General features: G+C 70.0%; 14 protein-coding genes. All 14 read left to right on the top strand.

Annotation, left to right across the window (positions count from 1 at the left end):
- The 14 genes from AC3WLB_RS09150 to rpoZ all read left to right on the top strand — a co-directional run bounded on the left by AC3WLB_RS09150 (position 1) and on the right by rpoZ (position 13,041).
- Positions 1-435 carry a type II 3-dehydroquinate dehydratase gene (locus tag AC3WLB_RS09150; RefSeq protein WP_492505277.1) on the top strand — a complete coding sequence of 145 codons (435 nt, stop codon included), beginning with the start codon at positions 1-3 and terminating at the stop codon, positions 433-435.
- 64 nt (positions 436-499) lie between these two features.
- Positions 500-1,060 (top strand): elongation factor P, encoded by a 561-nt coding sequence (gene efp, locus AC3WLB_RS09145; protein WP_022897302.1) that lies wholly within the window; start codon positions 500-502, stop codon positions 1,058-1,060.
- A gap of 12 nt (positions 1,061-1,072) precedes the next feature.
- Entirely contained in the window at positions 1,073-1,483 is a 411-nt protein-coding gene (gene nusB, locus AC3WLB_RS09140; RefSeq protein WP_492505275.1) for a transcription antitermination factor NusB, read from the top strand.
- Positions 1,484-1,488: 5 nt separating this feature from the next.
- Positions 1,489-2,466, top strand: a complete 978-nt coding sequence (locus tag AC3WLB_RS09135) for a hypothetical protein (protein WP_492505273.1) — start codon at positions 1,489-1,491, stop codon at positions 2,464-2,466.
- A 342-nt stretch (positions 2,467-2,808) separates the two neighbouring features.
- A complete protein-coding gene (locus AC3WLB_RS09130; protein WP_492505270.1) occupies positions 2,809-3,108 on the top strand; it encodes a hypothetical protein in 300 nt (99 codons plus the stop codon).
- 64 nt (positions 3,109-3,172) lie between these two features.
- Entirely contained in the window at positions 3,173-3,709 is a 537-nt protein-coding gene (gene pyrR / locus AC3WLB_RS09125) for a bifunctional pyr operon transcriptional regulator/uracil phosphoribosyltransferase PyrR (protein WP_022897298.1), read from the top strand.
- Positions 3,706-4,662, top strand: coding sequence for an aspartate carbamoyltransferase catalytic subunit (locus tag AC3WLB_RS09120; protein WP_492505268.1), 957 nt, complete (start codon positions 3,706-3,708; stop codon positions 4,660-4,662). The genes pyrR and AC3WLB_RS09120 overlap by 4 nt, the downstream gene beginning before the upstream one ends.
- Positions 4,659-5,981: a dihydroorotase gene (locus AC3WLB_RS09115; protein ID WP_492505266.1), complete on the top strand. Its 1,323-nt coding sequence runs from the start codon at positions 4,659-4,661 to the stop codon at positions 5,979-5,981. Before AC3WLB_RS09120 ends, AC3WLB_RS09115 begins: the two co-directional genes overlap by 4 nt.
- The gene (locus AC3WLB_RS09110; RefSeq protein ID WP_492505264.1) at positions 5,974-6,525 is read left to right on the top strand and encodes a PH-like domain-containing protein; all 552 of its coding nucleotides are present in this window, start codon (positions 5,974-5,976) and stop codon (positions 6,523-6,525) included. Before AC3WLB_RS09115 ends, AC3WLB_RS09110 begins: the two co-directional genes overlap by 8 nt.
- Entirely contained in the window at positions 6,522-7,712 is a 1,191-nt protein-coding gene (gene carA / locus AC3WLB_RS09105) for a glutamine-hydrolyzing carbamoyl-phosphate synthase small subunit (RefSeq protein ID WP_492505262.1), read from the top strand. Before AC3WLB_RS09110 ends, carA begins: the two co-directional genes overlap by 4 nt.
- Positions 7,712-10,993: a carbamoyl-phosphate synthase large subunit gene (gene carB, locus AC3WLB_RS09100; RefSeq protein ID WP_492505260.1), complete on the top strand. Its 3,282-nt coding sequence runs from the start codon at positions 7,712-7,714 to the stop codon at positions 10,991-10,993. The genes carA and carB overlap by 1 nt, the downstream gene beginning before the upstream one ends.
- Positions 10,990-11,859 carry an orotidine-5'-phosphate decarboxylase gene (pyrF, locus tag AC3WLB_RS09095; protein ID WP_492505258.1) on the top strand — a complete coding sequence of 290 codons (870 nt, stop codon included), beginning with the start codon at positions 10,990-10,992 and terminating at the stop codon, positions 11,857-11,859. The genes carB and pyrF overlap by 4 nt, the downstream gene beginning before the upstream one ends.
- Positions 11,856-12,770 (top strand): guanylate kinase, encoded by a 915-nt coding sequence (gmk, locus tag AC3WLB_RS09090; RefSeq protein ID WP_492505256.1) that lies wholly within the window; start codon positions 11,856-11,858, stop codon positions 12,768-12,770. The genes pyrF and gmk overlap by 4 nt, the downstream gene beginning before the upstream one ends.
- A gap of 7 nt (positions 12,771-12,777) precedes the next feature.
- Entirely contained in the window at positions 12,778-13,041 is a 264-nt protein-coding gene (gene rpoZ, locus AC3WLB_RS09085; protein WP_492505254.1) for a DNA-directed RNA polymerase subunit omega, read from the top strand.
- Positions 13,042-13,043: the final 2 nt, after the last annotated feature.

Here is a 13,043-nt window from a genome sequence, read left to right as displayed (position 1 = left end):
ATGGCATCCGTGCTGGTACTGAACGGCCCGAACCTCGGGCGCCTCGGCAGTCGTGAGCCCGACGTCTACGGGTCGCAGGATCTGGTGGCGCTCGAAGCGCTGCTGGTCGCCGACACGGCGGGGCGCGCCGAGATCGACCTCCGGCAGACCAACGACGAGGCCGAGCTGATCTCCTGGCTGTACGAAGCCGTCGACACCTCGACCCCGGTCATCCTGAACCCCGCCGCGTTCACGCACTACTCCTACGCGCTGCGGGATGCCGCGGCGCTCGTCACGAAGGCGGGCGTCGCGCTCGTCGAGGTGCACATCTCGAACCCGCACGCGCGGGAGAGCTTCCGGCACACCAGCGTCATCTCGGGGGTGGCGACCGGGGTCATCGCGGGGTTCGGATTCGGGTCGTACCGGCTCGCTCTCCGAAGCATCCTCGACCTCTGAGCTACACTCTTTCAGGACCGAAACGCCGGTCGCACCCCAGACTTCGAAACGGATCACCTCTTTCATGGCTTCAACGAACGACATCAAGAACGGCACCGTGCTGAGCATCGACGGTCAGCTCTGGAACGTCATCGAGTTCCAGCACGTCAAGCCCGGCAAGGGCGGAGCGTTCGTGCGCACCAAGATCAAGAACGTGATGACCGGCAAGGTCGTCGACCGCACCTTCAACGCGGGCGCCAAGATCGACACGGCCAACGTCGACCGTCGCGACTACCAGTACCTGTACAAGGACGGCGAGTCGTTCGTGTTCATGGACACCACCGACTACGACCAGATCACGCTGTCCGACGCGATCGTCGGCGACGCAGCCAACTTCCTGCTCGAGCAGCAGATGGTGACGGTGGCGCTCTCGGACGGCGAGCCGCTCTACGTCGAGCTGCCCGCATCCGTCACCCTCGAGATCACGTACACCGAGCCGGGCCTGCAGGGCGACCGGTCGACCGGCGGCACGAAGCCGGCGACGGTCGAGACCGGCTACCAGATCCAGGTGCCGCTGTTCCTCGAGATCGGCACCAAGGTGAAGGTCGACACGCGCACGGGTGACTACCTCGGCCGCGTCAACTAGGCGGGCGTCTTCGTGAGCGCTCGCACGAAAGCGCGGAAACGCGCTCTCGACATCCTCTACGCCGCCGACGTGCGGCAGATCCCGATCGCGGAGTCGCTGGCCGCCGAGGCGGCCCGGGCCGCGTCGGAGCCCGACCGCCAGAACTCGTGGCTGTACGCCCGCGAGATCGTCGACGGCGTCGTCGAGCACTTCGCCGAGATCGACGAGACCATCGCGACCTACGCGCAGGGCTGGACGATCGCGCGGATGCCCACGGTCGACCGAGCGCTCCTGCGCATCGCGGTGTGGGAGATCCTCTACAACGACGAGGTGCCTGCCGGGGTGGCGATCGACGAGGCCGTCGAGGCCGCGAAGACCCTCTCCACCGAGGAGTCATCGGGCTTCCTCAACGGCGTGCTCGGCAAGGTCGCGCAGAGCGCCTGACCGTCATGAGACGCCGAGCCCTCACCGCGATCGTGCTGACCGCGGGTGTGGTGCTCGGCGGCTGCACCGCGCTGAACGGGCCGGCTGCGGCGCCCACCGTCACCCCGGAGGCGACGCCGAGCGGGCCGGAGCTGTGGGCATCCGCCGCCATCTGGGTGTCACCGGACGGCGATCGGTACCTGTGCCCGGTGCCCTTCTCCGACGGCGGCTGGGGTGGCCCGCGGATCTGCGATGACCCGCTGACGGTGACCGGCCTGGATGCCTCCCCTGCTGCCGCGTCCCCGGCTCCCGCATCGCCCGCTCCCGCATCGCCGGAATCGGAGAAGGCCGAGAACGGCTGGACGTGGAGTCCGCACGTGGTGACCGGTCACCTCGACGGGACCGTCTTCAGCGTGACCGGCGTCGACACCGCCGAGGCCCTGGCCGCACAAGCGGCGCGCTTCCCGCCGCCCGACCCGAACCAGGTTCCGGCGGTCGGCTACGCGACCGATGAGGAGAAGCTGGCGGCGATGTTCGCCGCAGCCGACCCCGCCGGTTACGGCTGTGCCGCGCCCGAGGGCGGGTGGCGCGATGCGGGCGACATCGAGGGGCTGATCGGTCCGTACTCCGCCGCCTACCCCGAGCAGGTCGTGGGCTGGGCATCCCTCTGGGTCGCACCGGACGTGCACGTCGCCTTGATCGGCGCCGCCGCGGACGCCGATGCGGAGGCGGTCGGCGTCGGCATGCAGAAGCTGTTCCCCGGTGCCGCCTGCATCGTGCGCTCGACGATCTCCGCGGCCGAATTGCAGAGCGCCAGTGCGGAGCCGCTCTTCGGCCCGCATCCCTACGTCGCGCGTTCCGGCTCCACCGCGGATGGCCGGACCACGGTCGATCCCTACCTCTGGGTGAGCCGGATCGCCCCGAGCGACGAGCTCGACGCCGCGGTCGCCCGCTACCCGGCCGGCTTCGTGCAGGTGCAGACGTGGTTCGAGCGCCTGCCCTGACGGCCTGGTAGGCACGGACGCATTCACGCACAAGACCCGGCTTCGCACGCGAACGCGAGGTATGCTCGAAATATGCCAAAGGGTGGGGCTGAGTCCTCTTCGTCGAGCATCGACCTTGCGGCCGCGCCGCTGCCACGGGGGGCCGCGGTGAAGTCCTGGGACGACTACGTTCGACGTTGGGAATCAGGCGATCCGGGCGCTGCGCCGGCACTTGCCCGTTTCGTCGATCTGCTGAGACCGGACTCTCGCGCGTCAGACGAGTTCGCGCACTGGTGTTTCCAGATTCTGCTCGACCCGGCGGTAGGCCATCCGGTGGGAATGGCAGGGCAGTGGGGTGGCGCTATGGCCGGGGAGCGAGGCGCGCACGCCGCCAAGCCGGCCCAGTTCGCGTTGATGAGATACCCGCTGACCGGAGAGATCCTGTTGCCTGCTGTGCTCGCGTGGTTCACGAGCGAGCCGGCGCAGTACGCGCGGTGGCTCTACCTCTTCGCCACAGGGCAGGGGTACCGGCTGCCACCCCGGGAGCGCGCAAGACTCGACGCGGTCACCTCCGCGTACGACGCTGACGGTCGTCTCCGGCCGTTGCTCGAGCTGGGTCGCGGAGTCGACCCGCGCGCCGATCGGATGCTCGAAGACTGGTAGGGTGGCAGAGGTAAGAACAGGCATCCTTTAAGGCCGTACTGAGAGACGGGGAAGGAGGTCGGTCGTGGCGCGCACCGTGCTGCAGCAGGCTGACATAGCCCGGGCGTTGACTCGGATCTCACACGAGATCCTCGAGTCCAACCGGGGAGCGAACGACCTGGTCATTCTCGGCATCCCGACCCGTGGGGTCGTGCTCGCCGAACGCATCGGCCGCATCATCGCCGGCATCGAGCAGGGTGCCGACCCTGCCGCCATCGTCGGCTCGCTCGACATCACGCTCTACCGCGACGACCTCGCGCGGAACCCCACCCGCACGCCGAGCCCCACCCAGGTTCCCCGGCGCGGTATCGACGGTGCGACCGTGGTGCTCGTCGACGACGTGCTCTACTCCGGCCGCACCATCCGCGCCGCCCTCGACGCGCTGAGCGACCTCGGCCGGCCCCGGGTCGTGCGGCTCGCGACGCTCGTCGACCGCGGGCACCGGGAGCTGCCGATCCGCGCCGACTTCGTGGGCAAGAACCTCCCCACCTCCCGGCAGGAGCGCATCAACGTGCGCCTCAGCGAGATCGACGGCGCCGAGGAGGTGACGATCGAAGGATGAGACACCTCCTCTCCACGAAAGACCTGAGCCGCGACGAGGCCATCCAGATCCTCGACATCGCCGAGGACATGGCGGATGTGCAGAACCGCGAGGTGAAGAAGCTCCCGACCCTGCGCGGCAAGACCGTGGTCAACCTCTTCTTCGAGGACTCCACCCGCACCCGCATCTCCTTCGAGGCCGCTGCGAAGCGCCTCTCGGCCGACGTCATCAATTTCTCGGCCAAGGGCTCGAGCGTCTCGAAGGGCGAGAGCCTGAAGGACACCGCGCAGACGCTGGGCGCGATGGGCGCCGACGGCGTCGTCATCCGCCACTCCGCCTCGGGCGCACCGCAGGTACTCGCGCAGAGCGACTGGATCGACGCCGGCGTCGTCAACGCGGGCGACGGTACGCACGAGCATCCGACCCAGGCGCTGCTCGACGCGTTCACCATGCGCCGCCGGCTGCACGGCACCGCCGCCCGCGGCAAGGCGCTCGACGGCGTGAGCGTCGTGATCGTGGGCGACATCCTGCACTCCCGGGTGGCCCGCTCGAACCTGTGGCTGCTGCGCACCCTCGGCGCCACCGTCACCTTCGTCGCCCCCGCCACCCTGGTGCCCGTCGGCGCCGGCACCTGGCCCGCCGACATCAGCTTCGACCTCGACGCCACGCTCGCCCTGACGCAGCCCGACGTGGTGATGATGCTGCGCATCCAGAGCGAACGGATGAACGCCGCCTACTTCCCGAACGCCCGCGAGTACTCCCGGCAGTGGGGTCTCGACGACGAGCGCCTGGCCCGCCTTCGCCCGGATAGCATTGTGATGCACCCCGGACCGATGAATCGCGGTCTGGAGATCTCCGCCGGCGCAGCCGACTCCGCGCAGTCGACGGTTCTCGAGCAGGTCGCGAACGGGGTGTCCATCCGGATGGCGGTGCTCTTCCTGCTGCTCTCCGGCGAACGAGAGGCCCTGGCATGACGAGCACCACGTACCTGCTGACGGGCGCGACCCTCCCGGGCGGCGCGGGCGCCGACATCCTGATCGCCGACGGCCGCATCGTCTCCACCGACGGCGCGACGGATGCCCCGGCCGACGCCGTGCGCATCGACGCCGCCGGGCTCGTGGCCCTGCCCGGTCTCGTCGACCTGCACACCCACCTCCGCGAACCCGGCTTCGAGCAGAGCGAGACCGTGCTCACCGGCTCCCGGGCGGCCGCCGCGGGCGGGTTCACGAGTGTATTCGCGATGGCCAACACCCTGCCGGTCTCCGACACCGCGGGTGTGGTGGAGCAGGTGCAGTCGCTCGGCGACGCCGCCGGGTACGTCACCGTGCGCCCGATCGGCGCCGTCACCGTGGGACTCGCCGGAGAACGGCTGAGCGAGATCGGCGCCATGGCCCAGTCGCGGGCCGCGGTGCGGGTGTTCTCGGACGACGGCACGTGCGTGCACGACTCGCTGCTCATGCGCCGCGCCCTGGAGTACGTGAAGACCTTCGACGGAGTGATCGCCCAGCACGCGCAAGACCCGCGGCTCACCGAGAACGCGCAGATGAACGAGGGCGCCCTGAGTTCCGAGCTCGGCCTCAAGGGCTGGCCGGCGGTGGCCGAGGAGTCGATCATCGCCCGCGACGTGCTGCTGGCCGAGCACGTGGGTGCACGACTGCACATCTGCCACCTCTCCACCGCCGGATCGGTCGACGTGGTGCGCTGGGCGAAAGCCCGCGGCATCCAGGTGACGGCTGAGGCCACCCCGCACCACCTCCTGCTCACCGAAGAGCTCATCCGCAGCTACGACGCCCGCTACAAGGTCAACCCGCCGCTGCGCCGCGACGAGGACGTGCAGGCGCTCCGCGCGGGCGTCGCCGACGGCACGATCGACATCGTCGCCACCGACCACGCCCCGCACCCGCGGGAGTCGAAGGAGAGCGAGTGGGATGCCGCGTCGTTCGGCATGGTCGGCCTCGAGTCGGCGCTGCCCGTGGTGCAGACCGCGCTCGTCGACACGGGTCTCTGCGACTGGGCCGACGTGGCCCGGTTGCTCTCCGGCACCCCGGCCCGCATCGGGCGGCTGAGCGGGCACAGCCACGACTTCGAGGAGGGCGCTCCCGCCAACCTCACCCTGGTCGACCCCGCCGACCGCAGCGTCTTCACCCTCGACCGGCTGGCCGGCAAGAGCCAGAACACCCCCTACGAGGGCGTGAGCCTGTCGGGCCGGGTGCGCTGGACCTTCCATCGCGGCTTCCCGACCCTGCGCGACGGCGAACTCGCCCCGGTGGAGGAGGCGGCCGGCCGTGGCTAGACTCCTCCCGGCCGTGCTGGTCACGCTCTTCGCACTGCTGCTGCTCGGCGCCATGTTCTGGGCCTGGCACGCCCGCACCCGGCGGCAGGCCGCCTTCCGCGCGCCCACCGCGGCACCGGCGACGGATGCGCGGGGTGCAGAACTCGCACGAGCCGCCGTCCTGTACGTGGCCACCACCACCGCGGGCGATCCGCTCGACCGGCTCACCATCCCGGGCCTGGCCTTCCGCGGCCGCGGTGTGGCCACGGTGTTCGCCGATGGGGTCGGGCTCACCATCCCGGGCGAACCCGAGACCTTCATCCCGCGGGCGAGCATCCGCTCGGTCGGGACCTCGACCTGGGCGATCGACCGTGTCGTCGAGACCGGCGGCCTGGTGCGACTGGACTGGACCTACGAGAGCCAGACCGGGCCCGCCCCGGTCGAGAGCTACCTCCGCGCGATCGAGCTGGGCGATGCCGCCCGCCTGATCGACGCCGTGAACTCCCTCATCCCGGCCGGCATCGCCGCCCGGGACACCCCGAAACAGGAAGGACCGTCGACGTGATCTCAACCGAACCCGCCGTGCTCGTGCTGGAAGACGGTCGACGCTACGAGGGCCGCGCCTACGGCGCCCGCGGGCGCACCCTCGGCGAGGCCGTCTTCGCCACCGGGATGACCGGGTACCAGGAGACGCTGACCGACCCGAGCTACGCCGGCCAGATCGTGCTGCAGACCGCACCGCACATCGGCAACACCGGTGTGAACGACACCGACAAGGAGTCGTCGAAGATCTGGGTGGCGGGGTACGTCGTGCGCGACCCCTCCCGGGTGGTGTCGAACTTCCGCGCCCAGCGCTCGCTCGACGACGACCTCGCGACCGACGGGGTGGTGGGCATCTCGGGCATCGACACGCGCGCGGTGACCCGACACATCCGCAACTTCGGTGCCATGCGCGCCGGCATCTTCTCGGGCGCCGAATATGAGCTCAGCCAGACCGACCAGCTGAACGCGGTGCGCTCGGGGGCCGAGATGGCCGGGCAGAAGCTCTCGACGGTCGTCTCGACCAAGGAGCGCTACCAGGTGCCGGCCGTGGGCGAGCGGGTCGGCTCCGTGGCGGTGCTCGACCTCGGGGTGAAGACCTCCACCCTCAACTACCTCGCCGAGCGCGGCTTCGACGTGGAGGTGCTGCCCGAGTCGGTGACGGCCGACGAGGTGCGGGACCTGGCGCCGGATGCGCTGTTCTACTCCAACGGCCCGGGCGACCCCGAGGCGTCGGAGAGCCACGTCGAACTGCTGCGGGAGGTGCTCCGCGGCGGCACGCCGTACTTCGGCATCTGCTTCGGCAACCAGCTGCTCGGCCGGGCCCTCGGCTTCGGCACCTACAAGCTGCCGTTCGGGCACCGCGGCATCAACCAGCCCGTGCTCGACCGCACCACGGGCCGCGTCGAGATCACGAGCCAGAACCACGGCTTCGCGGTGGACGCGCCGCGCGAGGGCGTGATCGACTCGCCCGCCGGCTTCGGCCGGGTGGAGGTGAGCCACGTGAGCCTCAACGACGACGTGGTGGAGGGCATCCGCTGCCTCGACATCGACGCGTTCTCGGTGCAGTACCACCCGGAGGCGGCCGCCGGCCCGCACGACTCCATGTACCTGTTCGACCGCTTCCGCGACATGATCCTCGCGAAGAAGACCGGCTCGCCCGCGCTCGACGCGAGCTTCGCCGAAGGCCCCGCCGAAGGAGACGACGAGTAATGCCCAAGAGAGACGACATCCAGAGCGTTCTCGTGATCGGCTCCGGGCCGATCGTCATCGGCCAGGCCTGCGAGTTCGACTACTCCGGCACCCAGGCCTGCCGGGTGCTGCGCGAGGAGGGCGTGCGCGTCATCCTGGTGAACTCCAACCCGGCCACGATCATGACCGACCCCGACTTCGCCGACGCCACCTACGTCGAGCCCATCACCTGGCAGGTGATCGAGGCCATCATCGCCAAGGAGAAGCCGGATGCGATCCTGCCGACCCTGGGCGGCCAGACCGCGCTGAACGCCGCCATCCAGCTGCACGAGCACGGCATCCTGGAGAAGTACGACGTCGAGCTCATCGGCGCGAACTTCGAGGCCATCAACAAGGGCGAGGACCGCCAGATCTTCAAGGAGCTGGTTCTGCAGTGCGGCGCCGACGTGGCTCGCTCGCACATCGCGCACACGGTCGAGGAGGCCGTCGAGTTCGCCAAAGACCTCGGCTACCCGCTCGTGGTGCGCCCCTCGTTCACCATGGGCGGCCTCGGCTCGGGCTTCGCCTACACCGAGGAGGAGCTGCGGCGCATCGTGGGCGACGGCCTGCACCAGAGCCCCACGACCGAGGTGCTCCTGGAGGAGTCGATCCTCGGCTGGAAGGAGTACGAGCTCGAGCTCATGCGCGACACGGCCGACAACACGGTGGTCGTGTGCTCGATCGAGAACGTCGACCCGGTCGGTGTGCACACGGGCGACTCGATCACGGTGGCGCCGGCGCTCACCCTCACCGACCGCGAGTACCAGAAGCTCCGCGACATCGGCATCGACATCATCCGCGCCGTGGGTGTGGACACCGGGGGCTGCAACATCCAGTTCGCCGTCGACCCGGCCAACGGGCGCATCATCGTGATCGAGATGAACCCGCGCGTGTCCCGCTCGTCGGCGCTCGCGTCGAAGGCCACCGGATTCCCGATCGCCAAGATCGCGGCGAAGCTCGCCATCGGCTACCGGCTCGACGAGATCCCGAACGACATCACGAAGGTGACCCCCGCATCCTTCGAGCCCACCCTCGACTACGTCGTGGTGAAGGTGCCCCGGTTCGCGTTCGAGAAGTTCCCGGCCGCCGACCCCACCCTCACCACCACCATGAAGTCGGTGGGCGAGGCGATGGCCATCGGCCGCAACTTCTCGCAGGCGCTGCAGAAGGCGCTGCGCTCGCTCGAGAAGCGCGGATCGAGCTTCCACTGGGAGCCGCTCAGCGCCTCGAAGGAGGAGCTGCTCGCCCTCGCCGCCGTGCCGACCGACGGCCGCATCGTCACGGTGCAGCAGGCGCTCCGCGCGGGCGCCAGCGCCGACGAGGTCTTCGAGGCGACCAAGATCGACCCGTGGTTCATCGACCAGATCGTGCTCATCAACGAGGTCGCGGAGGCGATCGCGTCGGCCGACAACGCCGACCACGCCATGTTCACCCTGGCCAAGGAGCACGGCTTCTCGGATGCGCAGATCGCGTCGTTGCGCGGCTTCGGCGAGAAGGAGGTGCGCGAGGTGCGGCACATCCTCGGCATCCGCCCGGTGTACAAGACGGTGGACACCTGCGCGGGGGAGTTCCCGGCGCTCACGCCCTACCACTACTCCAGCTACGACCTGGAGACCGAGGTCGAGCCGTCGGATGCGCGGAAGGTCGTCATCCTGGGCTCCGGCCCCAACCGCATCGGGCAGGGCGTCGAGTTCGACTACTCCTGCGTGCACGCCTCGTTCGCGCTGCACGACGCCGGGTTCGAGACGATCATGATCAACTGCAACCCCGAGACGGTCTCCACCGACTACGACACCAGCGACCGGCTGTACTTCGAGCCGCTGACCCTCGAAGACGTGCTGGAGGTCATCCACGCCGAATCGCAGTCCGGCGAGCTCGTGGGCGTCGTGGTGCAGCTGGGCGGCCAGACCGCGCTCGGGCTCGCGAAGGGCCTCAAGGAGGCCGGAGTGCCGATCCTCGGCACCACGCCCGAGGCGATCGACCTCGCGGAGGAGCGCGGGCTGTTCGCGGGCATCCTCGACGCCGCCGGCATCCTCGCGCCGAAGAACGGCACGGCGACCGACTACGAGTCGGCCGTGACGGTCGCCGAGGAGATCGGCTTCCCGGTGCTCGTGCGGCCCTCTTACGTGCTGGGCGGCCGCGGCATGGAGATCGTCTACGACACCCCGTCGCTCGCCGACTACTTCGACCGCATCGCCGGGCAGGGGATGGTGGGCAGCGCGAATCCGCTGCTGGTCGACCGCTTCCTCGACGACGCGATCGAGATCGACGTCGACGCGCTCTACGACGGCCGTGAGCTCTACATCGGCGGCATCATGGAGCACCTGGAGGAAGCGGGCATCCATTCCGGCGACTCCAGCTGCACCCTGCCGCCCGTCACCCTCGGCCGCGACCAGATCGACCACGTGCGCGAAGCCACCCTCGCCATCGCGCAGGGCATCGGCGTGCAGGGCCTGCTCAACGTGCAGTTCGCCATCGGCGCCGGCATCCTCTACGTGCTCGAGGCCAACCCTCGCGCCTCGCGCACGGTGCCGTTCGTGTCGAAGGCGCTCGGCATCCCGCTCGCCAAGGCGGCGTCCCGCATCATGGTCGGCAGCACGATCGAAGAGCTGAAGGCCGAGGGGCTGCTGCCGGTGCAGGACGGTTCGATCGTTCCGCTCGACTCGCCGGTCGCGGTCAAGGAGGCGGTGCTCCCGTTCAAGCGCTTCCGCACCAAGGACGGTCTGATCGTCGACTCGGTGCTGGGGCCCGAGATGCGGTCGACCGGCGAGGTGATGGGGATCGACCGCGACTTCCCGCGTGCCTTCGCCAAGAGCCAGGAGGCCGCCTACGGCGGCATGCCGACGACCGGAACGGTGTTCGTCTCGGTCTCGGACCGCGACAAGCGCGCCATCGTGCTCCCGGTGCTGCGGCTGCAGCAGCTCGGCTTCGAGATCATCGCCACCACCGGCACCGCGGAGGTGCTGAACCGCAACGGCATCCACGCCGGGGTGGTGGCGAAGTTCTCCGAGGGGCAGGGCGGGGAGAGCGTCGTCGACCTGATCAACGCGAACAAGGTCGACATCGTCATCAACACGCCCTCGGGCCGGTCGGCACGTGCCGACGGCTACGAGATCCGGGCGGCGGCGGTCGCGGCCGACAAGCCCCTGTTCACCACCATCGCCCAGCTCGGCGCGGCGGTCGCCTCGTTCGAGGCGCTGAACGAGGGCTTCGAGGTCACCTCCCTGCAGGAGTACGCGGTGGCCAGGAGCGCGCGCGGATGAGCGCAGCGGAACCCGGCACCGGGCAAGGGAGTTTCGGCGAGCGGCTCGACGCGGCCATCGCGGCGCGCGGGCGGCTCTGTGTGGGCATCGACCCGCATCCGTACCTCCTCGACGCCTGGGGCCTGCCCACCTCGGCCGCCGGCGCGCGGAGCCTCGGGCTCGCCGTGGTCGGGGCGGCGGCCGGCCGGGTGGTCGTGGTGAAGCCGCAGGTGGCGTTCTTCGAGGCCTACGGCTCGGCCGGTTTCGCCGCCCTCGAAGAGGTGCTGGCCGCGGCACGCGCCGCCGGGCTGCTCGTCATCGGCGACGCCAAGCGCGGCGACATCGGTTCCACCAACGACGGCTACGCGAGCGCCTGGCTCGAACCCGGTTCGCCGCTCGAGGTCGATGCGCTCACCGTGACCGCGTTCACGGGGGTCGGTGCCCTCGACGGCCTGTTCGAGCGGGCCGCGGCAGCGGGTAAAGGCGTGTTCGTGCTGAGCGCCACCTCCAACCCCGAATCGCGCACGCTGCAGACGGCGCGAACGGATGCCGGCGCCACCGTCTCGAGGCTCGTCGCCGACGAGGTGGCGGCCCGCAACACCGACCGCACCCGGCTCGGCGACTTCGGACTGGTGCTCGGCGCCACCAAGCGGCTCGACGACTACGGCTTCACGAACGAGGCCGTGCGGGCGCTCTCCACGACGCCCGTGCTGGCGCCTGGGTTCGGCTTCCAGGGGGCGGAGTTCTCCCAGCTCAGCGGCGTCTTCGGGCCGCTCGCACCGAACGTCGTCGTCGCGGTGTCGCGCTCGATCCTCCAGCACGGCGCCGACGGGCTCGCCGCAGCCATCGATGCCGACGCGGCACATCTCGCGGCGGTCGCCCGGTGAGGCCGCCCGAGGTCGACCGGGTCGCCGCGTCGCGCGCGGCCGTCGCGGCTCGGCGCGCGCGGGCCGCCGTGAAGCGCGCCGTCAACGAGAAGCGGCTGTCCGCGGTCGCGGTGCTCGAGACGGCACTGTCGTCGACCGAGAGCATCGAGGCGACGATGCGGGTGCGCGACCTGCTGCTGAGCATCCCCGGCCTCGGCCCGGTGCGGGTCGACCGGGTGATGGAGCGACTGGGGATCGCGGCGTCCAAGCGGCTCTCGGGGCTCGGCGTGCACCAGCAGCAGCGACTGCGGGAGTTCCTGCAGAAGCGCGCCCCGCGCGTCGAGCAGTCGGCGCAGAGCCGGCTCGTCGTGCTGGCCGGACCGACGGCGGTCGGCAAGGGAACGGTGTCGACGTACATCCGGGAGAACTACCCGGAGGTGCTGCTCTCGGTCTCGGCCACCACCCGCGCGCCACGCCCGGGCGAGACCGACGGTGTCAGCTACTACTTCGTCTCGGATGCGGAGTTCGACCGGATGATCGAGGCGGGCGAGTTCCTCGAGTGGGCGGTAGTGCACAACAAGTCGCGCTACGGCACGCCCCGCACCCCGATCGAGGAGGCTCTCGGCAGCGGCCGCAGCGTCCTGCTCGAGATCGACATCCAGGGCGCCCGCCAGGTCAAGGCCGCCATGCCCGAGGCGACCCTGGTGTTCCTGCTGCCGCCGACCTGGGACGAGTTGGTGCGGCGGCTGATCGGGCGTGGCACCGAATCGCTCGACGAGCAGGAGCGCCGGCTGGCCACGGCGCGGGTCGAATTGGCGGCCCAGGACGAGTTCGATCACCGCGTCGTGAACCGCGATGTGCGGGCGGCGGCGGCGGAGGTCGTAGAATTGATGCAGATTCAGAAGGCGATCGGCCTTCACGGCAAGGAGTAAGCACACAATGCCCACCAACAAGCTCGGCATCATCGACCCGCCCATCGACGAACTTCTCTCGAAGGTCGACTCGAAGTACGCCCTGGTGATCTTCGCCTCCAAGCGCGCGCGCCAGATCAACGACTACTACGCCGACCTGCACGAGGGTAGCCTGTTCGACAACGTGGGGCCGCTCGTCGACTCCACCATCGACGACAAGCCGCTCTCGGTGGCGCTGCACGAGATCAACGAGGACAAGCTCGAGGTCCGTCCCGCCGCTCCCGTCGAGTAGCC

The organism is Herbiconiux sp. FW305-C-125, from assembly GCF_058783455.1.
The sequence above is the reverse complement of the archived record's forward strand: the minus strand, read 5'-3'. Positions and strand labels throughout refer to the sequence as shown.